The sequence below is a fragment of the Rhodococcus sp. 1R11 genome, assembly GCF_004563845.1.
GTDB lineage: Bacteria > Actinomycetota > Actinomycetes > Mycobacteriales > Mycobacteriaceae > Rhodococcoides.
The window spans coordinates 279581-305436 of sequence record NZ_SPNG01000004.1 but is presented as its reverse complement, the minus strand read 5'-3'; the positions used below and the strand labels follow the sequence as shown (position 1 = coordinate 305436).

Below are 25856 nucleotides of genomic sequence, written 5' to 3'. Positions count from 1 at the left end.
TCCTAGTCGTGTGACCCGAAGCTACCAGCGAGTAGACCGGCGCGTGGGGAGATCGAGCGTGGAGAGATCGGGGACGGACTGTTACGCGGGGGTGCGCACCGCGGCGACGATCTCGTCGACCGCGGAATCGATGTCGAGTTCCCGGCTCTCACCCGAGAATCGGTCCCGGATTTCGACCTTGCCATCGGCCCAACCGCGGCCGAGGACGACGACGAGCGGTACACCGATCAGTTCGGAGTCCTTGAACTTCACGCCGGGCGAGGCCTTGCGGTCGTCGAACAGAACCTCGATGCCCTGCGAATCCAGTTGCGTTGCAATGGATTCTGCGCCGGCGCGCGCGGCCTCGTCCTTGTTCGCGATCACCAGATGTACGTCGGCGGGTGCCACCTCCGACGGCCACCGAAGGCCCTTGTCGTCGTGCATCTGCTCGGCGATGACGGCCACCAGACGGGAGACACCGACGCCGTAGGACCCCTGTACGAGTCGCACGGGCTTGCCGGTCTCGCCGAGTACGTCGACCGAGAATGCATCGGTGTACTTGTAGCCCAACTGGAAGATGTGCCCGATCTCGATTCCGCGAGCGCTGACCAGCGGCCCCTGTCCGTCGGGTGACATGTCCCCGTCACGCACCTCGGCGGCCTCGATGGTGCCGTCGGGAACGAAGTCGCGGCCGGCCACGAGGTTCACCACGTGCTTGCCCTGCACATCGGCACCGGTGATCCACGATGTTCCGTTCACCACCCGTGGGTCGACGAGGTAGCGAACTCCATTGGCCTGCAGCGCACGTGGCCCGATGTATCCCTTGATCAGAAACGGGTGAGCAGCAAAGTCCGCGTCGGTCAGCAATGCGAATTCGGCAGGCTCGAGCGATGCTTCGAGGCGCTTCTCGTCCACCTCACGGTCACCGGGCAGGCCGATGGCCAGCAGCTCCCACTCGCCACCGGCGGACCGCACCTTGAGCAGGATGTTCTTGAGCGTGTCGGCACCGGTGACGGTACGACCCAGATCTGCGCCGTTCGCCCACTCGACCAGCGTCGCGATGGTGGGAGTGTTGCCCGTCTCGTGGTCGACCGCGGCAGGCTGCCCCTCGATGGCGATGGGGTCCGGTGCCGGGGTCGTGACGGCCTCGACGTTGGCCGCGTATCCCGATTCGATGCACCGAACGTAGGTGTCCTCGCCGATGTCGCTCTCGGCCAGGAATTCCTCGGACGCACTTCCGCCCATCGCGCCGGACGTCGCGGCGACGATGACGTAGCTGACCCCGAGCCTGGCGAAGATGCGCTGGTAGGCGTCCCGGTGTGCGGCGTAGGACCGCTTCAGTCCGTCCTCGTCCATGTCGAAGGAGTAGGAATCCTTCATGACGAACTCGCGTCCGCGCAGAATGCCGGCGCGAGGACGCTCCTCGTCGCGATACTTGGTCTGAATTTGGTACAGCGTGACCGGCAGGTCCTTGTAGGAGTTGTATTCGGCCTTGACCGTCAACGCGAACAACTCTTCGTGGGTCGGACCGAGCAGCATGTCGTTGCCCTTGCGATCCTGCAACCGGAACAATGCGTCCCCGTATTCGGTCCACCGGTTCGTCGTCTCGTACGGCTCACGCGGCAGCAGGGCGGGCAGCGAAATTTCCTGTGCCCCGATGGCGTTCATTTCCTCGCGCACGACGCGTTCGACCTGTCGCAGCACCCGCAGACCCAGCGGCAGCCACGAATAGACGCCCGGCGCGATACGACGAACGTAGCCGGCGCGAACCAACAGCTTGTGGCTGTCGACCTCGGCGTCGGCCGGGTCGTCGCGAAGGGTACGAAGGAACAGCTGCGAAAGACGGGTGATCACGGGTTGTCAGACTAGTCGGTGGTGCAGCGCCTGCGGATAGGCGGCCGCGAAGTGAGTAGCCTTGACCCCCGTGCTGATTCTGCTGCCTCCCTCCGAGACGAAGTCCGACGGCGGTTCCGGAGCACCCCTCGATCTGGACCGGTTGTCGTTGCCGTCCCTGCTTCCGCTCCGACGAACGCTTGCCGACGCCCTGGTCCGGCTCTCCGGCGACGTCGACGCGTCCATCACCGCTCTCGGTCTCGGTCCGACCCAGGTGGACGAGATCGAACGGAACGCTCGCCTGTTCGCCTCGCCCACCACTCCCGCCCTGCGCCGGTACACCGGAGTGCTCTACGACGCTCTCGGGGCGTCGACCTTCACCCGTGCCGGACGCGCGCGTGCCGATGCCAGGTTGTGGATCGGGTCGGCACTGTTCGGGGCCGTCCGCGCGTCCGACCCGATTCCGTCCTATCGACTCTCCGGCGGGTCGTCCATTCCGAACTTCGGGACGTTGCGAGCGCACTGGAAGCCTCGACTGTCCGAGGCCCTTCTCACCGAGGCCGAGGGAATCGTCGTCGACCTCCGGTCGGGCACCTATCAACAGCTCGGGCCCATCCCCGGGGCGATCACGGCAACGGTGCTCACCGAGAAGCCCGACGGCAGTCGTTCGGTGGTGAGCCACTTCAACAAGCATCACAAGGGATTGCTCGCACGCGCGCTGACCCTGACCACGGCCGAGCCCAAAGATGTGAAAGCTGTTGCGCGCGTGGCGTCGAAGGCGGGTCTTCGAGTCGAAGTGGCGTCGGACACCGAACTGATCGTGCTCACCGAATGAGCGCCGTTCCGGAACTGCTCAGACAGGGAGCCGACGCGTCGGTCGGCAAGAACAAGAGTCAACGCATCGCCGACGACATCGCCGACCGACTGGTCTCGATGCATGCGAACGGTCTCGGCACGCTGGCACTGACCAACATGATCGGCACGCTGTACGAGAACGGTTGGCAACCGCTGGATCTGATGCATGTGGTTCGGCGTCAGCACACGGTGGCGGTGGCGAATCTCGCTGCCGCGGCACTGCTGCACCATGCCGATCTCATCGAAGCGGACTCCCGCGCCCCGCACGATTGGGTCGATCAGATGTCGGCGATCTGCGAACAGTTCCCGACGGTCGCAGCCCGAGTCGACGCCACTCCCGACTTCCTCACGGCGTACCTCGCGGCGTCCGGTAAGTCCGACTACATCGCCGCCAGCGATCAGTGGCTCGACGTGCTCACTCTGCTCGGCCAGTGGCAAACCCTCCCCCGTTGGCCGCAATTGGGTGCCAAGCCCTCGCAATGGCCCCGCACACGCTCGTCGGTGCCGACGACCACCGGCTCGGATTCACCGAACAGCAAGATGCTGGCCAAGATTCGCGGTCTGCTCGCCAAGGCCGATGCCACCGATTTCGCGGAGGAAGCCGAGACGCTGACCGCCAAGGCACAGGAGTTGATGACGCGGTACTCGATCGACACGCTGCTGTTGGCCGAGGGTCATCTCGACGTTCGCGGTCGACGGGTGCACATCGACGGTCCGCACGCACCCGCCAAAGCCCAGCTCTTGCACGTCGCCGGTACTGCCAACCGGGTCAAGACGATCTGGGACGCGGAGTACGCCGTTGCGACGCTGGTGGGCGCGCCGGTGGACGTGGAACAGGCCGAGCTCGTCTTCACCTCGCTGCTGGTGCAGGCGACCCGAGCTCTCGGCCACTCCCCGGAAGCCAAGAAGCGAAAGAAGGCCGGCTCGGCGGCATTCGGCAAGGCGTTCCTCTACGCCTACGCCATCCGCATCGGAGATCGTCTCACCGATGCCGACGCGCATGCCCTCGACGAGGCGAGACAGGAATCGGGCGACCTGCTGCCGATTCTCGCGGCGCAGACCGTTGCCGTGGAAGCGGAGTTCGACCGGCTCTTTCCCACCGCCAAGCCGATGCGCGGCCCGCGCCTCGATGCCGAAGGATGGGACTCGGGACGAGCCGCGGCCGACCGAGCCGATCTGTCCCGCTGAAACATTCCACGAGGTTCGTCGACCGATTCGGGAACTGTTGTAGCTTCAAGTTAGTTGAGCAGGCATGAACCGCACACGCGCAGCTGCTCGACTCACCGTGCCCGTTCTGGTCGCACTGTCCGCCATCACGGCGTGCAGTACGTCGCCCTCCACCCCGGAGCCGAACGACGTCTCCGTATCCGCGCAATCGCCCGACGACCGCTCCGACAGCGTCACCGAATCACGCAACGAAAAAGCAGCGTTGACGCTCTTCGAATCTGCGTTCACGGCCGAAGAACCCTCCGCCGCCGCGTCGGTCGTGGCGGAGAACGCCGTAGATCGACCTGGACCTGCAGTGGGGCCCGAGGCGATCGTCGCCCGATTCGAGGCCACCCGGACACGGATTCCCGGTGCACGAGCCGTCGTCAAGCATGTCGCGGCCGATGGCAGATGGGTGGCAGTGCACTGGCAGGCCACCGCTGATCCGGCATCCGAGACCACCGGTGAAGCGAACATCGACCTCTTCGCCTTCGACGGCGGCAAGATCACCGAGCACTGCGCCATGACGCAATCCGTGCCGGCCACGTCGATGAGCGGCAACACCATGTTCAGTGACCTCTACCGCTACCCGACCGCGCCCACCGAGCCCACCGAAGACGAGGAAGAGCGCCGACGTATGTCGGTGACGGCTACCTACGACGCGCTCTTCCGCGAACACGACGCGTCCGTGCTCGGGACCGACTTCGCCCCGTCCTACCTGCAACACAATCCGATTGCTGGTAACGGCACCGCGGCACTGCAACAGTTCTTCGCCGGCGGCGCGCAATTCCCTGCCTCGGAATCGGTCGTCTCGCTGGCCGACGGCGATCTGGTGTGGACGTTCGCGAAAGCGCCGGGCGCAGCAGAATCCGACCCCTTCGTCGCGGGAGATATCTTCCGGTTCGACGGCGCCATCGTCGAGCACTGGGACGTGGTTCCGGAGTAGCGACCGCTGTCGGTCGATGACCGCTCGCAAGGCAAAATGGACCGGTGCCCGAGACTGTCGACGACATCGTGACCAGGACATCGGAACTACTGGCCGAGCGCGACGTGGCCGCGTTGTCGACCCTGATGGCAGGTCTGTCCACGACGAACGCGGTCAGAATGCTCGAACGGGTCGACTCGGCGCAGCGGGCGGTTCTGTTTCGACTGTTGCCCAAGGACGAGGCCGTGGTCGTGTTCGAGCGTTTCGACGCGACCATTCGCAGGGAGCTGTTCGAAAGTTTGCGTAGCGACGACGTCATCGCCCTGTTCGAGAACCTCGACCCCGACGACCGAGTGGAACTGCTCGACGAGCTGCCCTCCAACATCGCGCATCGCATGATGCTCGGCCTATCGCCCGCACAACGGGCGCTCACTGCACCGATGCTGGGCTACGACCGCGGGTCGGTCGGCCGTCGAATGAGTCCGGAGTACGTGCGCCTACGCAACGACACGACGGCAGCCGAGGCTCTCGACGCGGTACGAAGGACCGGTCCCGACGCAGAATCGGTGTACCTGCTGCCCATCACCGACGACCGTCGTACGTTGCTCGGTGTGGTGACGCTCGCCGATCTCGCGACGGCGGATTCGACCACGCCGGTCGGAGAGCTCCATTCGTCGCACCCGGTGGTGCGGGCGGACTCGTCGGCGGAGGTCGCGGCACGTCTGTGTTTCGAGCATCGCAGTCCGGCGGTGGTGGTGGTCGACTCCGAACAGCGCCTGATCGGCATCCTCACCCTCGAGCAGTCCTCTCGCATTCTCGAGGAGGCCGAGGACGAGGACGCAGCCAGGGCGGGCGGTGCGGAACCGCTGCGTCGGCCGTACCTGTCGACGCCGGTCCTGTCCATCGTTCGTTCGCGCGTGGTCTGGCTGCTCGTGTTGGCGTTGTCGGCCATCCTCACCGTGCAGGTGCTCGAGATCTTCGAGCACGCACTGGCCGCGGTGGTGACCCTTGCGCTGTTCATTCCCCTGCTCACCGGCACGGGCGGAAACACCGGTTCGCAGGCCGCGACCACGGTGACCCGCGCGCTCGCCCTGGGTGACGTCCGCCCGCGCGACATCGCCGCTGTGTTGTTTCGCGAGGTCCGCGTCGGCGCGACGATGGGAGCGATGCTCGGGACGTTGGGGTTCGTCATCGCCGGACTCGTCTACGACTGGCACCTGGGCCTGGTCATCGGCACGACGCTGCTGTCGATATGCACGCTCGCCGCGACGGTCGGCGGTGCGATGCCGCTGATCGCCAAGAAGATCGGCGTCGACCCCGCGGTGTTCTCGACGCCCTTCATCTCGACCTTCTGCGATGCGACCGGCCTGATCGTCTACTTCCTCATCGCCAAGGCCGTCCTGGGAGTCTGATCGGCCCCGCTCGTCAGCCCTTCTGGGCGTCCTCCTGCGCGGCCTGCGCCTGGGCCACCTGCTGCGGGGTGAAGCGGATGAACAGTGCGGCGACGCCGGCGATCACGGCGCAGACTGCGCAACAGAACAGCGCGAACATGTACCCGGAGCTCAGTGCGTCGAGCTGACTGTCGTTCATCAGAGTCGCCGGCCCGGATATGCCGCCGAGGGACAGTGTCCGCGACGTGACCAGTGCCCCGATGACGGCGAGCGCCAGAGGACCGCCGAGGGTCTGGGCGACCAGCGAGATTGCCGTCAGCGGACCGATTTCGGTGGGGCTCACACCCGCGATGGCGCACAGCGGCAGCGGCACGACCGTCAGACCGACGCCGAAGCCGATCCCGATCACCGGAAAGAACAACCCCGGGAAGTACGCCGAATCCGCGTTCATCGTTGTCACGGACACCAGCAGCCAGCCGACCATGATGACCGCACCACACAGAATGAGCCAGCGCGGAGCAATCCGAGTCACCAGTTGCGACGCGAGGAACGCCGCGGCACCGAGACCGAAAGCGAACGGCACGAACGCCAGGCCGGCGTGCAGCGGGCTGTAGCCCAGAATGTCCTGCACGAACAACGCCACATACGCCGCGAGACAGAACATGACCCCGCCCGCGAAGAAGATCGCGACGAAGGTCGCCACTCGATCGCGACTGACGAACAACGAGAACGGCAGCAGCGGGTTCTCGGCCCGTCGCTCGACCAACAGGAACAATCCGAGGAACAGCAGTCCGGCGATCAACGACACGATGACGATCGGGCTCGACCAGCCCAGCTCGGTACCCTCGCTCAGCGCGAGGACCACACCCGTGCAGCCCAGGGTCGCCAGGATCGCACCCGGCACGTCCAGGGCGAGCTTCGCCCCGACGGTCTCTTGCAGCGACACAACGGCGAGCACGACGATGACGATGCCGATCGGTACGTTGATCAGGAAGATCCAACGCCACGACACCTCGGTCAGAGCGCCGCCGATGATGAGCCCGGCAATGGACCCGACGCCGGTCATGGCCGCGTAGATGGCAATGGCCTGGTTACGCACCGGGCCCGGAGCGAACGTCGTGGCCACCAGCGCGAATGCCGTGGGCGACGCCACCGCGGCACCGACCCCCTGCAGTGCCCTCGCCGCAACGAGCGTGGCTTCGTTGACAGCAAGTCCGCACAGCAACGAGGCGATCGTGAACAGGACGACGCCGGAGAGAAACATCTTCTTTCGCCCGAAGGCGTCGCCGAGCCTGCCGCCGAGCAACATCAGCCCACCGAATGCCAGCGCGTAGGAGGTCAACACCCAGTTGCGCCCGGCGTCGGACAGACCCAGATCGGCCTGCAGCGGAGCCAGGGCCAGGTTGGCGACGGTGCCGTCGAGAACCACCATCAGTTGCAGCCCGCTCAGGACGATGATCGCCATCCCGAACGCTCGAGTCGTCACCGGATACTTGATCTCGGTGGCGGAGGTGTTGGACATCGATGACTCAGGCACGAGCGTTCACGTTACCGGCGTTTACAGAGAACCCGGCCACGGTGCCGATGACGACGATCGCCGGCGGCCTGATCTCGGCCTCGCGGACCGCGTCGGCGACGGTGCTCAACGTGGCCCGAACTTCACGTTGGGTGCGCATGGTGCCCTCCTGAACGACGATGACGGGGGTATCCGACGGGCGGCCGCCCGCCACGAGTACATCGGCGAACAGCCCGATGCGCTCGACGGCCATCAGCAACACGACTGTGCCCTTGAGCTTGGCCAACGCGTCCCAGTCGACCAGAGAATCGGGATGATCGGGGGCCACGTGACCACTCACGACGACGAATTCGTGGGTGACGGCGCGATGCGTCACCGGGATTCCCGCCGAGGACGGTACCGAGATCGCGCTGGTGATGCCCGGTACCACCGTGACCGGGATGCCCTCGGCGGCCAGCGCTTCGAGCTCCTCGTAGCCCCGACCGAAGACGTACGGGTCACCGCCCTTGAGCCGGACCACGAACTTGCCGGCCTTGGCACCGTCGATCAGCGCCTGGTTGATGGCTTCCTGCGCCATCGCGCGGCCGTACGGAATCTTCGAGGCGTCGATGACCTCGACGTGTGGTCCGAGTTCGGCGAGCAACTCGGGTGGAGCCAGCCGATCGGCCACCACGACGTCCGCGTACGCCAGCAGTCTGCGGCCCCGGACGGTGATCAGATCGGGATCGCCCGGTCCGCCGCCCACCAGCGCGACTCCGGTCAGCGGCGCGTGCGCCGAGTCGGCCACGACTCCGGACTGCAGCGCTTCGACGACGGCATTGCGCACGGCGGCCGATCTGCGATGTTCGCCGCCTGCCAGCACTCCCAGCGTGAGGCCGTCCCATTCGGCCGACGCCGGAGTGACGGCTGTGCCGTCCTTGGCTATGTCGGCTCGGACACAGAAAATCTTGGACGCGGTCGCCTCGGCGACGATAGCGATATTGGTCTCGGCCTCGTCGGTGCAGGCGATGGCGTACCAGGCGTCGGCCAGATCGCCGTGGCGGTAATCGCGCAATTCGAGCGTCACCTGCCCTGCTGTCGCCATTGCCTCCACGGCCGGGGTGGCCTCGCGGGTGACCACGTGGACCACTGCTCCGGACGAGATCAACAGTGGTAGTCGACGCTGCGCGACGGTGCCGCCACCGACCACGACGACGCGCCGCCCTTCGAGATTCAGGCCGACCAGATAGGGAGAGTCAGTCGCGTTCACGAGAGGAAACGCTACCGCGCGCGTTGGACTCGCTTCTCGTCCCATACGGGCTCGGCTGCTTCGTAAACCTGCCCGGTGGCACCGAACACCAGGAATCGGTCGAAACTGCGGGCGAACCACCGGTCGTGTGTCACCGCGATCACGGTCCCCTCGAATGCCGCGATGGCGTCTTCGAGCGCGTCGGCCGACATCAGGTCGAGGTTGTCGGTCGGCTCGTCGAGCAGCAGCAGCGTGGCACCGGAGAGTTCGAGCAGAAGAATCTGCACGCGTGCCTGCTGCCCGCCCGACAGATTGTCGTAGGACTGTTCGGCCGCGCGGGCCAGACCGTATCGATCCAACGCTCGGCCCGCGGCCTCACGGCCCATGCCGTCCCGGTGCTCGTTGCCCATGTGGAGAATCTCGAGCAGCGTGTTGCCGGCGAGATCCGGACGCGTGTGCGTCTGCGCGAAAAGACCGGGCCGTACCCGGGCCCCGAGTACCGCTGTCCCGGTGTGCGGAACGGGTGCGAGTGCGAGTTCCTGGACCGGTTCGTGCTCCTTCTCGGGATCGGTGCCGCCGTTGGCGAGAAGACGCAGGAAGTGCGATTTGCCCGAGCCGTTGGAACCCAATACCGCCACGCGATCGCCGTACCAGATCTCGGTGTCGAACGGTTTCATCAGGCCGGTCAGTTCCAGGGCCGTGCACACGAGCGCACGCTTGGCCGTTCGACCACCGCGCAACCGGACGGTGACGTGCTGCTTGAGCGGTACGGCCTCGGGCGGTCCGGCCTCCTCGAACTTGGCCAGTCGCGTCTGCGATGCGTGGTAGCGGGCGGCGACGCCGTCGTTGAACTTCGCCTTCTCGCGCAGCCGCAACACCAGCGCGCGCAGTTTGACCAATTCCTCGTCCCACCGCCTGCGCAGTTCGTCGAGTCGCGCGTTCCGGTCTTCCCGCGCTGCGTGGTACGTCGCGAACCCACCGCCGTGCACCCACGCGGTGGCCCCGCTCACCCCCGGCTCGAGGGTCACGATCCGATTGGCGGCGTTGGCGATGAGCTCCCTGTCGTGGCTGATGAACAGGACGGACTTGTCGGAGTCGCGAATCGTTGCCTCCAGCCAACGTTTGCCGGGCACGTCGAGATAGTTGTCCGGCTCGTCGAGCAGCAGCAGATCATCGGTGCCGGCGAACAGTGACTCGAGCACGAGCCGCTTCTGCTCACCGCCACTGAGCGTCGAGGCGGCGCGCCATTTCGCCCGGTCGAACGGCATACCGAGCGCAGCCATGGTCACCTTGTCCCAGAACGGTTCCAGGTCGTAGCCGCCCACGTCGCCCCAATCGGACAGGGCCTGCGCGTACTTCATCTGGGTTTTCTCGTCGTCGATCTCGATCATCGTGTTCTCGGCGGCGTCGAGGGCAGTGGCCGCAGACCGCACGGACGGGGACGCAACCGACAGCAACAAGTCACGCACGGTCGAGTCGTCTCGCAACTGCCCGACGAACTGCCGCATCACCCCGAGCGAACCGGAGCTCGACACCGCGCCCTCGTCGGGAGCCTCGTCGCCCGCAACGATGCGCGTCAACGTCGTCTTACCGGTTCCGTTGGGCCCGATCAGTGCGGTCTTGGCACCGTCTCCCACTCGGAAGCCGACGCCGTTGAGCAGCTGCCGTCCATCGGGCAGGAAGTACACGATGTCGTTGAGTTCGAGATGGGCCACAACGAACCAGCCAACCCCATCGGCCCCACAATGGCCAATCGTTTTCGCCCGAGCCGGCGAGGTGCCTGGTCTAGGCGAGGGCCAGGCTGGACGTTCGTGTCAGTACCTGCTTCCCGGCATCGTCCACGTGCGCGTGGTGGACCTGAAGTCGCGCCGAGTCGCCGTGCAGGGTCAGCAGCATGACCCCGTTGTCGAACCACGGGCCTGCCTCGGCCTGCCACTCGACTCCCGACGGACCTACATGAGCGGCCCGCGCCAGCTTCGAAAGGATCCTCGCCGCCGGGCGTTTGACGGCCAGTTTGTTGACCGCGCGGATCGGCAGATTCAGCGGATTGCGGAACGGAGACATGGTCAACTGGTACGTCGCAGGCACGTCCCGCCCGCCGACACCGAAGTCGGCGTTGGCGACGTACGAGCAGTGCACGTCGCCCGAGAGCCACATGATCGACGCGGGTTTGTCGTCACCGCGCGAGAGCTCACGCGTCAGGGCTGCCATGTCGTTGAACGAGTTGGTGAATGCGGCCCAATGCTCGAGGTCGAGTCCGATTCGCATCTTTTCGGCCACCTTGGCCGACCTCGGCCCCCAGCTCCCCTGTGCCACAGCCTCGTTCCACTGTTCGAGATGATGCAGTGCCGGCAGCATCAGGTACGGCAGTGACGATCCGAACAGCAGGTGTCGGGGGGTCGTCTCGAGTGCGCGCTCGCGGACCCACGCCCATTCCTTCTCGTCGACCATTTCGCGGTTGTCGGGGTCGAGATTTCGTGAGCAGCGTGAGTCGATCATGATCAGACGGGTGTCGCCGAAATCTCGATAGAAGCTCCACCGGCCGGTCTCGGGGGCTCGATCGACACGTAACGCGAAGTCGGCCAACAGTTTCTCGCGATCCGCGTCGGTCTCGGCGGACCGAACGGCGGCATACATCTCGTCCCCCGCCAGTTCCTTCGGCGAGAGATTGCCCAGATGTTGATACACCCAGTACGACGAGTAAGCCCCGATCACGCGGTCGTTCCACCACGGCCGGGTCTCGATGTCACGACGCCAGGAGGCCGACGAATTCCAGTCGTCCCGCAGATCGTGATCATCGAGAATCATGCACGACGGGATGCTTGCCAACAGCGTCCGCACCGGCTCGAGTCCCCACGATTCCCGATAGAGCCACGAGTACTCCTCGAAGTCGCAGATCTCGTTCTCTGCGTTGGTGCCGACGGCACTGGTCGGCCCCTCTCCCGACTTCCGTCGCGCCTGCAGTCGCTCGACTATCTCGGGCGACGGGTCGTCGGCGTAGACCTGGTCACCCAGAAGCAACAGGGCCTGAGGCCACTGACCCGGATCCTGTTCGATGAGGGCCGATCCGAGCCCGGCGAGTGCATCGGCACCGATCGTCTTCAGGGACTTCTCGCTGTAGTCGTCGCCGCGCCGACACGACCCGAACGCCAGCGTGACCGGCCCCGCTGCGTCCACGGTGTGGATGCTGGCTCGCTTGCCGTCCTCCGGCCACACCCGGTGCTCGTCGACGAACACCTCGTAGCTCACCGGCGCGTTGGCGGGCAGGTCTTCGAGTGGAACGAGCGCGAAGTGGTGACCGTGCACTCCCCACGTTCGTTCCGATGCTCGGACGCCGGCATCGGTGACGACGGTGACGGTGCACGGGTGGGCCATCTCGAACCACAGGGTCGCGGTCTCGGTGCCGACATAACGAACGATCGGGCCGAGTAGAACCAGACTGTCGGAACTCATTCGACCCACAGTGCCCTCGTCGGCCCGCTTTCGCCAGTCAGTGCGGCAGATCCGCCGGTTCTTCGTCCGTCGCAGCCACCGCAACGACCACGGTGGCACCGACTGCCTTCGGTACCAGCAGCTGTCGCGCCGAGCCGGCCAACAGAGCCGACGCTTCCGCGACGCTGGCAGTACCGACTGCGTCTCGTACACGGTCCGACCCGGATTCGGTGACGACTGCCGAGAGTTCCGCCGCCGAGAACGTCGCACCTCGAACGCCCATTCTCGACGCGATCGCTGCCACGAGTTCTGCTTTTCGGTCGATCGATGCGATGCTCACCACCGACCAGTTCTCGTCGAACACATCGGCGATCGCCTGCTGTACCTCGTCGGGTCCGACTCCGGCTCGGGCACCGATTCCGATGACGACACGACGCCTCACACGCACGCGTAATCGTGTGCGGCAGAGACGAATCGAGTGATGGACTCGGGGTTTCCCGCCGCGTGTGTGTGCAGATACGACGCGTGAACACCATCCTGCACGAAACCCTCGCGTGCGGCGGTTCTGCCGTCGACCCCCTGCTTGTGCCAACCCCACGCCGCCGGTGCGCTCTCTCGAACATCCACCAGTTTCGTTCGGTGGAATTCGTGGCCGGTGACGCGACTACCCGCGTCGAACAGCGTCGACGATTCGAGGGCGACGGCGTCGCGGTACCCGAGGGTGAGCGTGTTCCCGAATTCCGCGTCGACGTCGACTACCCCGGCCATGGCATGGCCGTCCAACCTCCGTGCGAGATAGAGCAACCCGGCACATTCGGCATGTATCGGCAATCCGCGGGCCGCCGCTGCCCTGATATCGGCGAGGAGCACTTGGTTCGCCGCGAGGGCGGCGGCATGCTCTTCCGGGAACCCGCCGGGAAGTACCACTCCTGCTGTGCCCGAGGGTAATCCGTCGCGCAGCGGATCGAAGACCGCAACATCTGCGCCGGCGGCCCGGAGCAGTTCGACGTGCTCGGTGTAGCCGAAGGTGAACGCCGGGCCGCCGGCGACAGCGATCACCGGCGCGCCACCGGACGGTCGAACCTCGAGCGCGGGGTTCCAGGCCGGGACAGTCACCGACGAACGCGCCAGAGCCTCGACCGCCTCGATGTCCACGAACTGTGTGACCAATGCACTCATCGCGTCGACCGCATCGGTAGCGGCACCGCCGTGCTCCACCGCGGTGATCAACCCCAGATGCCGTGACGGAACGACCAATTCACTCATCCTCGGCAGGGAGCCCAGGACCGGAACACCCACTCGTTCGCAGGCCTGACGGAGCACCTGTTCGTGCCGATCACTGCCGACGCGGTTGAGAATCACACCGCCGATCCGCACACTCGAGTCGAAGGTGGAGAATCCGTGCAGCACGGCGGCGAGGGATTGACTGTGCCCGCGTGCGTCGACCACGAGCACCACCGGCGCGCCGAGCATCGCTGCTACTCGCGCGGTCGACCCCTCGGCGGACGCCTCCCCCGGACCGGTCATGTCGATCTTGCCGTCGAACAGGCCCATGACGCCTTCGACCACCGCGATGTCGCAGCCGCTGCTGCCGTGCAGAAACAGTGGTCCGATGCGGTCGGCACCCACCATGACGGCGTCGAGATTTCGACCGGGCAGACCCGCGGCGAGCGAGTGATAGCCGGGATCGATGTAGTCCGGGCCTACCTTGAACGGAGCGACCCGACGGCCGGCACCGCGCAGGGCACCCATCAGTCCGGTGGCGACCGTCGTCTTTCCGCTGCCCGACGCGGGTGCCGCGATCACCACAGCCGGACACGACCGGTTCACCATTCGATGCCCCGCTGCCCTTTTCGACCCGCATCCATCGGGTGCTTGACCTTGGTCATCTCGGTGACGAGGTCGGCGGCCGCGATCAACTCCGGCGGAGCGTCGCGGCCGGTGATGACGACGTGTTGGTTGCCCGGCCGATGTGTCAGCACCTCGACCACCTCCGCTACGTCGACCCAGCCCCACTTGAGTGGATAGGTGAATTCGTCCAACACGTAGAAGCGATGGGATTGCTGCTCGATCCGCCGTGCGATTTCACGCCAGCCCTCGGCGGCGGCGTCGGCGTGGTCGACCTCGCTGCCCTTCTTGCGAGTCCACGACCACCCCTCGCCCATCTTGTGCCATTCGACAGCGCCGCCGATTCCGGTGCTCTCGTGCGCGTCGCCCAGAGCACGAAATGCCGCTTCCTCGCCCACCTTCCACTTCGCGCTCTTGACGAACTGGAAGACGCCGACATCGAAACCCTGGTTCCAGGCCCGCAAGGCCATTCCGAACGCAGCGGTCGATTTCCCTTTGCCGGGACCGGTGTGCACGGCGAGCACCGCCAGATTGCGGCGCTGACGTGTCGTGAGGCCGTCCTCCGGAACGGTTCCCGGAGCAGGTACTCCCTGTGGCATCGCGTATCCCCCTACGCCGCTGCGCGAACGACGGCAGTGACCTGCTCGGCCGACAGGTCCGCGAGCGCCACGTATCCGCCTCCGAGACAGCCGGCGAAGTCCGCGGCCAGTCCCAGGCGCACCATGCCCGATTCACAGTCGACGACGACCGACGCGATCTTGTCCGCAGCGATGCGACCGGCGGCGATTCGCGCCCGACCGACGGGATCGGTGCCGCCCGTGGCACGCCCATCCGTCAGTGCGACCACCAACGCGCGCCGCAGCGGGTCTCGAACCTTCTCGCGCAGCACCAACTCTCGTGCGGTCAGGAATCCCTGCGCCAACGGAGACTTGCCCCCGGTCTTCATCTTTCGCAGCCGCGTCACAGCGACATCGACCGAGGACGTCGGCGGCAGTACTGTCTCGGCCTCGGTGCCGCGCACGGTGATGACCGCGACCTTGTCGCGCCGTTGATAGGCGTCACGGAGCAGAGAGAGCACCGCACCCGTCACCGCCGACAGTCGGTCTCGCGCAGCCATGGATCCCGACGCGTCGACGACGAAGACGATGAGGTTGCCCTCGCGTCCCTCCTTGACTGCTCCGCGCAGATCCTCGGGCGCCAGTCGCAGCCGCCCGGCCGTGCGCCCGCGCACCACCTGCTGCTCCGCTGCCGCGAACAACGTACCGATCAGATGCAGACCCCGGCCCGGTTCGACGGTGGGACGAACCGACCGTCCGTACGAGGACCTCGACCGCGAGCGCCTACCCGGAGCACCTTCACCGACACCCGGGAGTTCGATGAGCCGCGCCTTGAACTGCGCGCCCGGCGTTCCCGCCTGCCGATCGCTGCCGGCACCGGTCGGGGCCTTCTCCTGGCTGTCGGCCGGTTCCTGCGGGGCGTCGGATTCCGTGTTCGACGGCGCTTCGGAGTTCTCCGCTGCGTCGGGCCGGGGCGCTCCGCCGTCACCGTCGGGATCCGGCTCCTGCTCGGGATCGGGTTGCTGCTCGGCCTGTTCGGCGGCGTCGCGCATGGCGTCGTCGAGCTGCTTGTCGTCTATACCGGGCTCGTCGAAGGGGTCGCGTCGACGCCTGTGCGGTAGCGCCAGTTCGGCCGCGACGCGCACGTCCTCCTCGGTCACCTCGCTCGCGCCTCGCCACGCAGCGTGGGCGGAGGCAGTACGCGCGACCACCAGGTCGGCGCGCATACCGTCGACGTCGAACGATGCGCACAGCGCAGCGATTCTCCGAAGTTCCTTGTCGCTCAACACCACATCGTCGAGGATCGTGCGTGCAGCCACGATCTGCGCTGCAACGGCGGCGTCCTCGTCGACGTACGCGGCCGCGAACCCGTGGGGATCACGCTCGTAGTTCATTCGCCTGCGCACGACATTCATGCGCACGTCCACATCCCGCGACGCGGTGACCTCGACCGCCAGACCGAATCGGTCCAGCAACTGTGGCCGGAGCTCTCCCTCCTCGGGATTCATTGTGCCTACGAGGACGAATTGTGCTGAGTGAGAATGCGATACGCCGTCTCGCTCGACGTGTACGCGGCCCATCGCCGCCGCGTCGAGCAGAACGTCGACGAGATGGTCATGCAGCAGGTTCACTTCGTCGACGTAGAGAACGCCGCGGTGTGCTGCTGCGAGCAGGCCGGGTTGGAATGCTCGTTCCCCATCGCGCAGTACCTTCTCGAGGTCGATGGACCCCACCACTCGGTCCTCGGTCGCTCCCACCGGAAGCTCGACCAGCTTGGCCGGGCGGGCACCGTCCTCGTCCTCGACGGCAGGCAGCAGCGTTGCGAGCGCGCGAACCACCGTCGATTTCGCAGTCCCCTTCTCTCCGCGCACCAGCACACCGCCGATACCGGGGTGCACCGCGCACAGAATCAACGACAATCGCAGCTGATCCTGACCGACGATCGCACTGAACGGATATCCCGGTTCGGGGACACTGCTCTCTCGTTGCACAACCAATTCCCTTCGTGCTCGGAGTTCCGCGCCGAGCGTTCGGTGGACGACACGAAGCCGGGCGGCGATCTGGCTGACAGGAGAACACTCCTGAACACAGTGGCGGGACCGCGCCTGGTTCTCACAGGACTTCTCCGCACTCGACTTCGAACGGAACACTACCGCCGAACGAACGAATGCCACACACGCCTGGACGTGTGTGGCATTCGTAGCTTCGGATCCGAACGGGCTGCTACGCCTCGCTCCACGCGGTGCCGCCGCCGCGACGCATAGGCGTGTGCGGAATACCGTCTTCGAGCACTTCCTCGCCGTCGGGCAGGAAGCCGTGCTTGGCGTACATGTCGACGAGGTAGCTCTGCGCGTTGATCCGGCACGGTGCCGAACCGACCTCGGCCAGTGCGGCCCGCAGGATTCGCGTGGTGTGTCCCTGTCCCCTGGCCGAGCGCTGGGTGCACAGGCGGCCGATACGGAACGCCTTCTCGCCGTCGTCGTGCTCTTCGAGCAAACGCAGAGTGCACACCACTTCACCGTCTCGTTCGAGCCAGAAGTGCCGCGTCTCGGTCAGCAGGTCACGTCCGTCCAACTCCGGATAGGCGCAGGCCTGCTCCACCACGAACACCTCGACACGCAGCTTCAACAGGTCGTACAACGTGCTGTTGGACAGGTCTAGTGCCCACGATCGTTTGAGAGCTGCTGCTTGCGTATTCATACCTTTTGCTATCACACACCCGTGGGCTGTGCGAGCTCACGCGAACTTTCCAGCTCCAGTGTCTTCGAGGTCCAGGCCCAGACTTCGTCGAACAGCGAGCTGTTCTGAGCCAGTTTGACCCCCAGGGACGGGACCATTTCCTTGAGCTTGGGCTGCCACGCGTCGTACTTGTCTCCGAAGCACCGCTGGAGCACGTCCAGCATGGCCGGTACGGCTGTCGATGCGCCGGGAGAGGCACCGAGCAGGCCTGCGATGCTGCCGTCGGCAGCGTTGACCACAGCGGTACCGAACTCGAGAACGCCGCCGCGTCCCTTCTTGCGGATCACCTGCACACGCTGACCGGCTGTGACCAGCTCCCAGTCCTTGGCAACGACGGTCGGCGCGAACTCCCGCAGAGTCTCGACCCGATCGGACTGCGACTGAGCCAACTCGCTCACCAGGTACTTCACGAGCCCGAGCTCGGTCACGCCGACGCCGAGCATCGACATCAGGTTGCCCGGCTTGACCGAGCCGGGCAGGTCGGTAATCTTGCCCTGCTTGAGGAACTTCGGTGACCAGCCCGCGTACGGTCCGAACAACAATCCCTGCTGGCCGTTGATGACACGCGTGTCGAGGTGCGGAACCGACATCGGCGGAGCTCCCACCGAGGCCTTTCCGTACACCTTGGCCGAGTGCTGCTCGATCAGCTCGGGGTTGGTGCACCGCAGCCATTCGCCGCTGACGGGGAATCCGCCGAAGCCCTTGATCTCGGCGATGCCCGACTTCTGCAGCAGGTGCAGCGCGCCGCCGCCCGCCCCGACGAACACGAACTTGGCGTTGACGGTCTTCTTGGCACCGGTGCGCTGATTCGCCACCTTGACGTCCCACGTGCCGTCGGACTGCTTGGTGATGTTGCGCACATCGTGCCCGAAGTGCACGGTGCCGCCGGCAGCGGACAGGTAGTTCAGCAGCTGCTTGGTGAGCGCACCGAAGTCGACGTCGGTGCCTTCCTGACTCCAGTTGAGCGCAACGGGATCGGAGAAGTCACGGCCACGAGCCATCAGCGGCAGTCGCGCGGTGAACTCGTCCTTGGAATCGATGTACTCCATGCCGGCGAACAGGGGGTTGCCGACGAGCGCCTCGTAGCGCGCCCGCAGGTACTTCACGTTGTCCTCGCCGTGTACGAAGCTCACGTGTGGAATCGGATTGATGAAGTTCTTGGCGTCGGAGAGGACGCCCGTCTCGATACCGTGGGCCCAGAACTGCCGCGAGACCTGGAACTGCTCGTTGACGTTGAGCGCCTTGGCGATATCGACGCTGCCGTCTTTGTTCTGCGGCGTGTAGTTGAGCTCGCAGAGCGCCGAATGCCCGGTGCCTGCGTTGTTCCACGCGTCGCTGCTCTCGGCTGCTGCAGCGTCGAGACGTTCGTAGACGTCGATCGACCAGTTCGGCTCGAGCTGACGGAGCAGCGCACCGAGGGTGGCGCTCATGATTCCGGCACCGACCAGAACGACGTCGGTCTTGATCCGCTTACCCTGCTCTTCTGTGGACACTGGAGAATCGACTTCCTTGTCTGTAAAGGTCTCGGCCGGTGGCGGTATCGGTCCGAGAACTCTTCTGTAGAGGGTTACTCACCCGATGCGGTCAGGTTACTAGCTGGGCCTACCCCATCGGACACCACGTCAACCTGCTCTCGATTGTGCTCCTCGGACGCTGTCTGCGGCGCCCACTACAGTTGTGATCTGTGACTACCTGGGTTCCCGACGTCCTCGGCGACGGCTACGAACAGACGACCATCCCACTCGGTGACGATCCGGACGGCGAGGGCCAGGTCGAGGCGACTCTGGTGCGGTATCAACCGCCGGGTGTCGCCAACTTCGACCGCGCGGTGATCTATGTCCACGGATTCACCGACTACTTCTTCCAGCGACACATCGCCGAACATTTCGCCGCCAAGGGATACGCGTTCTACGCGCTCGACCTGCGCAAATGTGGACGGTCGCGTCGAGAAGGCCAGACCGCTCACTTCGTGACCGATCTGGCGATGTACGACGCCGAGCTGAACGAGGCGCTGAGCCTGGTGCGCGCCGAGCGCGCCGAGCGCGCGGACGCCCCGGTGCTGCTGATGGCGCACTCCACCGGTGGCCTCGTGTTGCCGCTGTGGCTCAACCGTCTCAACCGTCAGGAAGGCGGCTCGTCCGGGTTGGGCCTGGCCGGCGTCGTCCTCAACAGCCCCTGGTTCGACCTGCAGGGCCCGCCGGCAATACGTAGCGTCGGCACCGCGGCGATCGACGTCATCGGCAGATTTCGGGCCAAGACGCCGGTTCCCGGGGGCGGCTTGGACACCTACGGCCTTTCCCTGGCGGCATCGGAGCAGGGCGAGTGGGATTACGACCTGGACTGGAAACCCCTCGCCGGCTTCCCCATCACCTTCGGCTGGATACGTGCGGTCCGGCACGGGCATGCCGAGCTGCACCGCGGCCTCGATATCGGAATTCCCTCGCTGATCCTTCGCTCGAAAGTGACGCATTTCTCTCGCCGCTACAGCTCGGCCGTCGACGCGGCCGATGCCGTTCTCGACGTCCGGCAGATCGCCCGTTGGGCCGGCTGCCTGGGTGATCGAACCTCGATCGTCCCCATCGAGGGCGCACGCCACGACGTCTTCCTGTCCACAGAGGGCCCACGCGCCCACGCCTTCGAGGAAATGGACGAATGGCTCGAGTGGTTGCACCGGGGAGAGAAGACCGACCACGCGTCGGGCAAGGACCACACCGAGATCGGACACATTTCATGACTGAACACTTCGACGTCGTCATCATCGGCTCCGGCTCGGGAAATTCGATCGTCGATCAGAGGTTCGACGACAAGAAGGTCGCCCTGATCGAGGAGAACTCGACGTTCGGCGGGACGTGCCTCAATGTCGGCTGCATCCCCACCAAGATGTACGTCTACGCGGCCGAGGTGGCCCGCACCGTACGAGATTCCTCCAAGTACGGCATCGATGCGCACGTCGACACGGTCCGCTGGCCGGACATCGTCGAGCGGGTCTTCGGACGCATCGACCCCATCTCCGAGGGCGGAAAGCGATACCGCGCCGAGGGCAGCCCCAACGTGACGCTGTTCGAGGGGCACGCGAGCTTCGTCGGGTCGCGCACCATCGACACCGGAACCGGCACGACCATCACCGCCGACCAGGTCGTCATCGCGGCCGGCTCACGTCCCACCGTGCCGCAATCGATCGAGGATTCCGGTGTCAGCTACCACACCAACAACGACGTCATGCGCCTACCGGCACTGCCCGAACACCTGGTCATCCTCGGATCCGGTTACATCGCAGCCGAATTCGCGCACGTCTTCTCCGCGCTCGGATCGAAGGTGTCGATCGTCGCCCGTAAGGATTCACTGCTGCGCGCGTTGGATGCCGATATAGCGAAACGATTCACCGAGCTCGCCCGGGCCAAGTGGGACGTTCACCTCGAGTCCGGTGACACGCGAGGGATTTCCGAGGGCGGACTGCACGGCGTCGAACTCTCGGACGGCACCAAGGTCCTCGGAGACGCGTTCCTCGTGGCCGTCGGCCGGCAGCCAAACGGCGACCGACTGAATCTCGGTGCTGCCGGGATCGAGCTGGACGACGAGGGCCGCATCGTGGTCGACGAATTCGGCCGCACCACAGCCGAGGGCGTCTTCGCACTCGGCGATGTGTCCTCGCCGTATCAGCTCAAGCATGTGGCCAATCAGGAAGCTCGCGTCGTCCAGTACAACCTGTTGCAGGACGCCTGGCACGGCGACACGTCAGCGTTGCGTACCTACGATCACCGATTCGTTCCCGCTGCCGTGTTCACCGACCCGCAGATCGCGGAGGTGGGTATGACCGAGGAACAGGCCCGAGACGCAGGGCTCGACATCACGGTGAAGGTCCAGAACTACGGCGACGTCGCCTTCGGCTGGGCGATGGAGGACAGCGAAGGGCTGTGCAAGATCATCGCCGAGAAGGGCACCGGCAAGATACTCGGGGCTCACATCCTCGGAGCTCAGGCCCCGACTCTCATCCAGCCGCTCATCCAGGCGATGAGCTTCGGACTGTCCGCCCAAGACATGGCCCGCGGTCAGTACTGGATCCACCCAGGACTGCCCGAGGTGGTCGAGAACGCGCTACTCGGCCTCGAACTGTAGTTTTCGGTCACCAAGGGCTGGTGCGGAGCACTATCTCCGTGGCCAGCGCAGCCGGGGCGTCGGCCGCGACGCGCTCGACACCGTCGAGCGCGACGACCCGAAAGTCCGAGTAGACGAAACGACCGCTGTTGTCGGCGGACGGACGCATCGCGGAGCTGCCGATGACCAGCGTCGTCGGCAACTCGATTGCGGGGCATTCGGCGTCACGCACGGTTCCCCGATCGTCGGCGATGGCAGGGTGGCAACGATCCACGGCAATGAGGCTGGCAAACCGGCCGAAGGTCTTTGCCGCCAGCCTCCAGGCCGATTCCGCACCGGCACCGCTCCCGACGAGGTGGACCCACGACAGCTTCAGCTCGTCCAGCAAGGCGAGAACAGCGTCGTCCCCCACTCCATCGATGTCTTCCACCGCAACGGTTTTCAGATCCGAGTTGTGCAACCGCTCGCTGACCGAGTCGTAGACATCGACCGAATCGCCGATGTCGGGCAACAGGAGCACGGCGTGCCGACTGTCCGGTCCCGCTACTCGTAAAGAAACAGACCCGCCCGCAGCACTCACATGCGTGAACTCCATGGGGACGACGGTACTGCCTCTTGCCAGAACCACGCATCGGTTCTATGGTTAGTTACATGAGTAATGAACCAGTGAGGTACCCAACCTCGACGCACCGGCGGCGGTTCTGATGGATGAGGGCAGGCCGATCTTCTTGCAGATCGCCGAGCTCGTCGAGAATTCCATCATCGACGGCTCTCTGGCCGAGGAGGAACAGGTTCCCTCCACCAACGAGCTCGCCGCGTTCCACCGCATCAATCCGGCCACAGCGGGCAAAGGGCTAGCCAAGCTCGTCGCCGACGGCGTCGTCTACAAGAAGCGAGGGATCGGAATGTTCGTCACCACAGGCGCACGGGACGCACTCCGGTTCCGTCGACGCGATCTGTTCGCCCGTCAGTACATCGACCCGCTGGTCACCGAGGCACGCAAGCTCGGAATGACCGTGGACGAACTCAAGACCATGCTCGACAACTGGGAGGCAGCGCGATGAGCATTCACGATATCGGTACGCCCGACGAACTCCGCCGCGTCGTTGCGTCGGCCACACACCTGACCAAGAAGTTCGGCTCGTTCACCGCCGTCGACGACGTGAGCTTCGAGATCGAACGCAACAAGATCTACGGCTTCCTCGGCCGTAACGGAGCAGGCAAGACCACCGTCATGCAGATGATGACCGCCCAGATGCGCGAAAGTGAGGGTCAGATCTCGATATTCGGCGAACGCCCGTGGGAGAACCCACGCGCTCTGAGTCACGTGTGCTTCGTCAAGGAAAGCCAGAAGTATCCCGACGATCTGAAGGTCAAGAACGCCATCGCGCAGGCCTCCCACATTCTTCCGCACTGGGACAACGACTTCGCCGCCGCATTGCTGCGCGATTTCGACCTGCCGTTGGGTCGCAAGATCAAGAAGCTCTCCCGCGGAATGACGTCGGCACTCGGAATCGTCATCGGTCTTGCGTCCCGAGCCCCACTCACTTTCTTCGACGAGCCCTACCTGGGTCTGGACGCAGTCTCACGACATATGTTCTACGACCGGCTGCTGGCCGACTACGCGGAGAACCCCCGAACGGTCATTCTGTCGACGCACCTCATCGACGAGGTCAGCACTCTGATCGAGCACGTGATTCTCATCGACAAGGGAAGAATTCTTCTCGACGCCGAGTCGGACGATCTGCGGGAGAGAGCATTCGAGATCACCGGCCCGACCGAGGCTGTCGACCGGTTCGCTGCGGAGCATCGAATTCTGCACAGAACTGCTCTCGGCTCCACAGCCCGGGCGACGATAGACGGTCGGCTGAACGATCACCAGCAATCCCTCGGCATCGCGGCCGGCCTCAGCATCGAACCGATCCCGTTGCAGCAGTTGATCATCGATCGAACCACTGCCCATTCGGGCTCTTCCTACGAGTCGACCACCGCCGAGGAGGCCTTGTCATGAACCGCATATTGAACGTAGCTCGGGTCCACAACACCTCCTGGGCAACCACATTCGCGTGGCCCCTCGGAATTCTCGTCGCAGTGTTCGTGCTCACCTACGGCATCTTCTCGGTCGTCCCGGAAAGCGATTCGGATGTCAGCTTCAGCGGCGGCGTGTTCTCGGTGTATGGGTTCGCTATTGCTTTCTACGTCACGGCCATCACCCAGTGCTTCCCGTACGCGCTGAGCCTGAGCATCACGCGTCGCGAATTCCTCACAGCGACCGCACTGGTAGGGGTAGCACAATCGGTCGCCCTCGGCACGATCATCTACCTGTTGTCGGTCGTCGAAGCCGCGACCGATGGCTTCGGCCTGAAGATCCGCATGTTCGGTCTTGCCCGCTACGCCACCGACAACCCACTCCTGCAGTGGCTGACTCTGGTGATCGGGCTACTACTGATCGGGTCCATCGGGGCGTTCGTCGGAGTCGTCTATCGGCGCTTCCGCACGAACGGTCTGTTCACGCTCGGACTCGTGGGCCTCGTCGTCTTCGGAGGCGGCGCGATCGTGATCACGTGGCAGAACTGGTGGCCCGACGTCGGGACGTTCTTCACCGATACCCCACGCGTGTTGCTGCTGGTGGTCGTTCCGCTCGTGATCACCGGGATTTTCTCGACCGTCAGTTGGATGGGCCTGCTCAAAGCATCTGCGTGACTATCTTTCTCGTCGAGCCGTCGACGCCGTTCTCTATCAGACCGAGAACGGCGTCGACGTCGATGTTGCTTTCCACCAGGTCCGCCAGCAGATCCAACTGCTGTTCTCGTAGGGCCGCAACCGACGTGTCGGACGCAACCTCGAATCCTGAGCGACCCGCCTTCCCTGCCACCCAGGCGAGAAACGATCGACGGAAATCATCGGATTCGAGGAGTCCGTGCCAGTGAGTTCCCGCGACACCGCCACGCACACTGCCCTCGTCGACGCCCCCCGCGGACGTCAGCAGGGCATCGTCGTCGTTCCGCATCACTCGTCCATGGTGAATTTCGTACCCCTGCACGGGATCCGAGCCGAATGCGGCGGAAAGACCACTCACCTGCATCAGTACCTTCTCGGCCGCGAATTCGATGTCGAGATCGAGCAGTCCCAGTCCCTCGACCGTTCCGACGCCTGACTCCACGGAATCAGAGATGGTTCGGCCCAACATCTGGTAACCGCCGCAAATGCCGAGAACCGGCCTCCCCTCAGCGGCGCGCTCGGAAAGGGCACGAGCAAGACCGGTGCGCCGCAACCATTCCAGATCCGACACCGTGGACTTGCTGCCGGGGACGACCACCAAATCCGCGTCCTCGAGCCGAGAAGGCTCGGTGACCCAGTGCACCGATACTCCGGGCTCGCACGCCAGCGCCTCGACATCGGTCGTGTTGGAAATTCTCGGCAAACGCACCGCCGCCACTCGTAGCCACTGGGATCCGATGGGAGGACGCGGCCTGCCCACCGGAGCATCGGGAACCGTGCCGAGGGAGTCTTCCGCGTCCATCCACAATCCGTCGGCGAACGGAACGACTCCGTACGTCGGTCGCCCGGTCAACGCCCGCAACTGGTCGAGTCCTGGCGCCAACAGAGCCGGATCACCCCGAAACTTGTTGATCACGAACCCCGCAACGAGAGCCTGATCCGCCGGAGACAACACCGCCACCGTCCCGAACAGGTGCGCCAGCACTCCCCCGCGGTCGATGTCGCCCACCACGATCACCGGCAGCGACGCCGCCCGCGCCAATCCCATGTTGGCCAGATCGGTCGCGCGCAGATTGATCTCGGCCGGTGAACCGGCACCCTCGCAGATGACCACGTCGAATTCGGCACGTAGCGCGGACAATTCGTCGGCGACCACATGCCGGAGCGCCTGCCGATGTTCGATGTAGTTGCTCGCACTCACCTGGGCCACCGCACGCCCGCGCACCACCAACTGCGACGTTCGATCAGTTCCGGGCTTGAGCAACACCGGATTGAACCGCACGCTGGGCTCGAGGCCACACGCTGCCGCCTGCATCGCCTGAGCCCGGCCGATCTCGCCGCCGTCCAACGTGACGACCGAATTGTTCGACATGTTCTGCGCCTTGAACGGGGCCACCCGAACACCCCGCCGCGCCAACATCCGGCACAGGCCGGCGACCAGCACGCTCTTGCCCGCATCCGAGGTGGTCCCGGCGACCAACAGAGCGCCTTTCACGGCAGTGTCGGATTCTTGTCCACTCCGCAGGCTCCG

At 65.2% G+C, this 25856-nt stretch carries 22 protein-coding genes and 1 riboswitch; of the genes, 9 read left to right on the top strand and 13 right to left on the bottom strand.

Annotation, left to right across the window (positions count from 1 at the left end; genetic code table 11):
* Positions 1–81: 81 nt before the first annotated feature.
* Positions 82–1833: a proline--tRNA ligase gene (locus E4P29_RS09375; protein WP_135044009.1), complete on the bottom strand. Its 1752-nt coding sequence runs from the start codon at positions 1831–1833 to the stop codon at positions 82–84.
* 70 nt (positions 1834–1903) lie between these two features.
* On the opposite strand from E4P29_RS09375, the gene yaaA reads away from it, so the two are divergent.
* The 4 genes from yaaA (at position 1904) to mgtE (ending at position 6210) form a co-directional block, all read left to right on the top strand.
* Positions 1904–2647, top strand: coding sequence for a peroxide stress protein YaaA (yaaA, locus tag E4P29_RS09370; RefSeq protein WP_032366430.1), 744 nt, complete (start codon positions 1904–1906; stop codon positions 2645–2647).
* A complete protein-coding gene (locus E4P29_RS09365; RefSeq protein ID WP_135044007.1) occupies positions 2644–3855 on the top strand; it encodes a DUF2786 domain-containing protein in 1212 nt (403 codons plus the stop codon). Before yaaA ends, E4P29_RS09365 begins: the two co-directional genes overlap by 4 nt.
* A 64-nt stretch (positions 3856–3919) precedes the next feature.
* Positions 3920–4819: a nuclear transport factor 2 family protein gene (locus E4P29_RS09360; RefSeq protein WP_135044005.1), complete on the top strand. Its 900-nt coding sequence runs from the start codon at positions 3920–3922 to the stop codon at positions 4817–4819.
* A 44-nt stretch (positions 4820–4863) separates the two neighbouring features.
* A complete protein-coding gene (mgtE, locus tag E4P29_RS09355; protein WP_135044003.1) occupies positions 4864–6210 on the top strand; it encodes a magnesium transporter in 1347 nt (448 codons plus the stop codon).
* Positions 6211–6223: 13 nt separating this feature from the next.
* Here mgtE and E4P29_RS09350 read toward each other — a convergent pair whose 3' ends face one another.
* From E4P29_RS09350 to mqo, 10 genes are all read right to left on the bottom strand, one after another.
* A complete protein-coding gene (locus E4P29_RS09350; RefSeq protein WP_135044256.1) occupies positions 6224–7711 on the bottom strand; it encodes an MFS transporter in 1488 nt (495 codons plus the stop codon).
* Positions 7712–7718: 7 nt separating this feature from the next.
* Positions 7719–8999, bottom strand: a complete 1281-nt coding sequence (gene cobA, locus E4P29_RS09345; RefSeq protein WP_052053326.1) for a uroporphyrinogen-III C-methyltransferase — start codon at positions 8997–8999, stop codon at positions 7719–7721.
* On the bottom strand, positions 8966–10648 hold the full coding sequence (locus E4P29_RS09340) for an ATP-binding cassette domain-containing protein (RefSeq protein ID WP_135044001.1): 1683 nt from the start codon (positions 10646–10648) through the stop codon (positions 8966–8968). Before E4P29_RS09340 ends, cobA begins: the two co-directional genes overlap by 34 nt.
* A 70-nt stretch (positions 10649–10718) precedes the next feature.
* The gene (locus E4P29_RS09335) at positions 10719–12386 is read right to left on the bottom strand and encodes an alkaline phosphatase D family protein (RefSeq protein WP_209205345.1); all 1668 of its coding nucleotides are present in this window, start codon (positions 12384–12386) and stop codon (positions 10719–10721) included.
* Positions 12387–12423: 37 nt separating this feature from the next.
* The gene (locus tag E4P29_RS09330; protein WP_167735429.1) at positions 12424–12813 is read right to left on the bottom strand and encodes a cobalamin biosynthesis protein; all 390 of its coding nucleotides are present in this window, start codon (positions 12811–12813) and stop codon (positions 12424–12426) included.
* Entirely contained in the window at positions 12804–14198 is a 1395-nt protein-coding gene (locus E4P29_RS09325) for a cobyrinate a,c-diamide synthase (RefSeq protein WP_209205344.1), read from the bottom strand. Before E4P29_RS09325 ends, E4P29_RS09330 begins: the two co-directional genes overlap by 10 nt.
* Entirely contained in the window at positions 14192–14812 is a 621-nt protein-coding gene (cobO, locus tag E4P29_RS09320) for a cob(I)yrinic acid a,c-diamide adenosyltransferase (RefSeq protein ID WP_135043996.1), read from the bottom strand. The genes E4P29_RS09325 and cobO overlap by 7 nt, the downstream gene beginning before the upstream one ends.
* 11 nt (positions 14813–14823) lie before the next feature.
* On the bottom strand, positions 14824–16767 hold the full coding sequence (locus E4P29_RS09315; RefSeq protein ID WP_135043994.1) for a magnesium chelatase subunit D family protein: 1944 nt from the start codon (positions 16765–16767) through the stop codon (positions 14824–14826).
* Between the two features lie 39 nt (positions 16768–16806).
* Positions 16807–16942, bottom strand: a riboswitch (cobalamin riboswitch).
* A gap of 51 nt (positions 16943–16993) precedes the next feature.
* Positions 16994–17470 (bottom strand): GNAT family N-acetyltransferase, encoded by a 477-nt coding sequence (locus E4P29_RS09310; protein WP_027496727.1) that lies wholly within the window; start codon positions 17468–17470, stop codon positions 16994–16996.
* An 11-nt stretch (positions 17471–17481) separates the two neighbouring features.
* Entirely contained in the window at positions 17482–19002 is a 1521-nt protein-coding gene (mqo, locus tag E4P29_RS09305; RefSeq protein WP_135043992.1) for a malate dehydrogenase (quinone), read from the bottom strand.
* A 191-nt stretch (positions 19003–19193) separates the two neighbouring features.
* Between mqo and E4P29_RS09300 the strand changes: the two genes are divergently transcribed.
* Both E4P29_RS09300 and mtr read left to right on the top strand, forming a co-directional pair.
* Entirely contained in the window at positions 19194–20243 is a 1050-nt protein-coding gene (locus E4P29_RS09300) for an alpha/beta hydrolase (protein WP_135043990.1), read from the top strand.
* Positions 20240–21625: a mycothione reductase gene (mtr, locus tag E4P29_RS09295; protein WP_135043988.1), complete on the top strand. Its 1386-nt coding sequence runs from the start codon at positions 20240–20242 to the stop codon at positions 21623–21625. Before E4P29_RS09300 ends, mtr begins: the two co-directional genes overlap by 4 nt.
* 7 nt (positions 21626–21632) lie before the next feature.
* On the opposite strand, the gene E4P29_RS09290 is transcribed toward mtr, so the two are convergent.
* Positions 21633–22199, bottom strand: coding sequence for a hypothetical protein (locus tag E4P29_RS09290; protein ID WP_057474095.1), 567 nt, complete (start codon positions 22197–22199; stop codon positions 21633–21635).
* A gap of 106 nt (positions 22200–22305) precedes the next feature.
* Between E4P29_RS09290 and E4P29_RS09285 the strand changes: the two genes are divergently transcribed.
* From E4P29_RS09285 to E4P29_RS09275, 3 genes are read left to right on the top strand one after another with little or no spacing between them, the layout of a single operon-like run.
* Positions 22306–22668, top strand: a complete 363-nt coding sequence (locus tag E4P29_RS09285) for a GntR family transcriptional regulator (RefSeq protein WP_027496722.1) — start codon at positions 22306–22308, stop codon at positions 22666–22668.
* Positions 22665–23615, top strand: a complete 951-nt coding sequence (locus E4P29_RS09280) for an ABC transporter ATP-binding protein (protein WP_135043986.1) — start codon at positions 22665–22667, stop codon at positions 23613–23615. Before E4P29_RS09285 ends, E4P29_RS09280 begins: the two co-directional genes overlap by 4 nt.
* A complete protein-coding gene (locus tag E4P29_RS09275; protein ID WP_135043984.1) occupies positions 23612–24307 on the top strand; it encodes an ABC transporter permease in 696 nt (231 codons plus the stop codon). Before E4P29_RS09280 ends, E4P29_RS09275 begins: the two co-directional genes overlap by 4 nt.
* Here E4P29_RS09275 and E4P29_RS09270 read toward each other — a convergent pair.
* Entirely contained in the window at positions 24291–25820 is a 1530-nt protein-coding gene (locus E4P29_RS09270) for a cobyric acid synthase (protein ID WP_135043982.1), read from the bottom strand. The two genes, E4P29_RS09275 and E4P29_RS09270, sit on opposite strands and share 17 nt — an antisense overlap.
* Positions 25821–25856 lie beyond the last annotated feature (36 nt).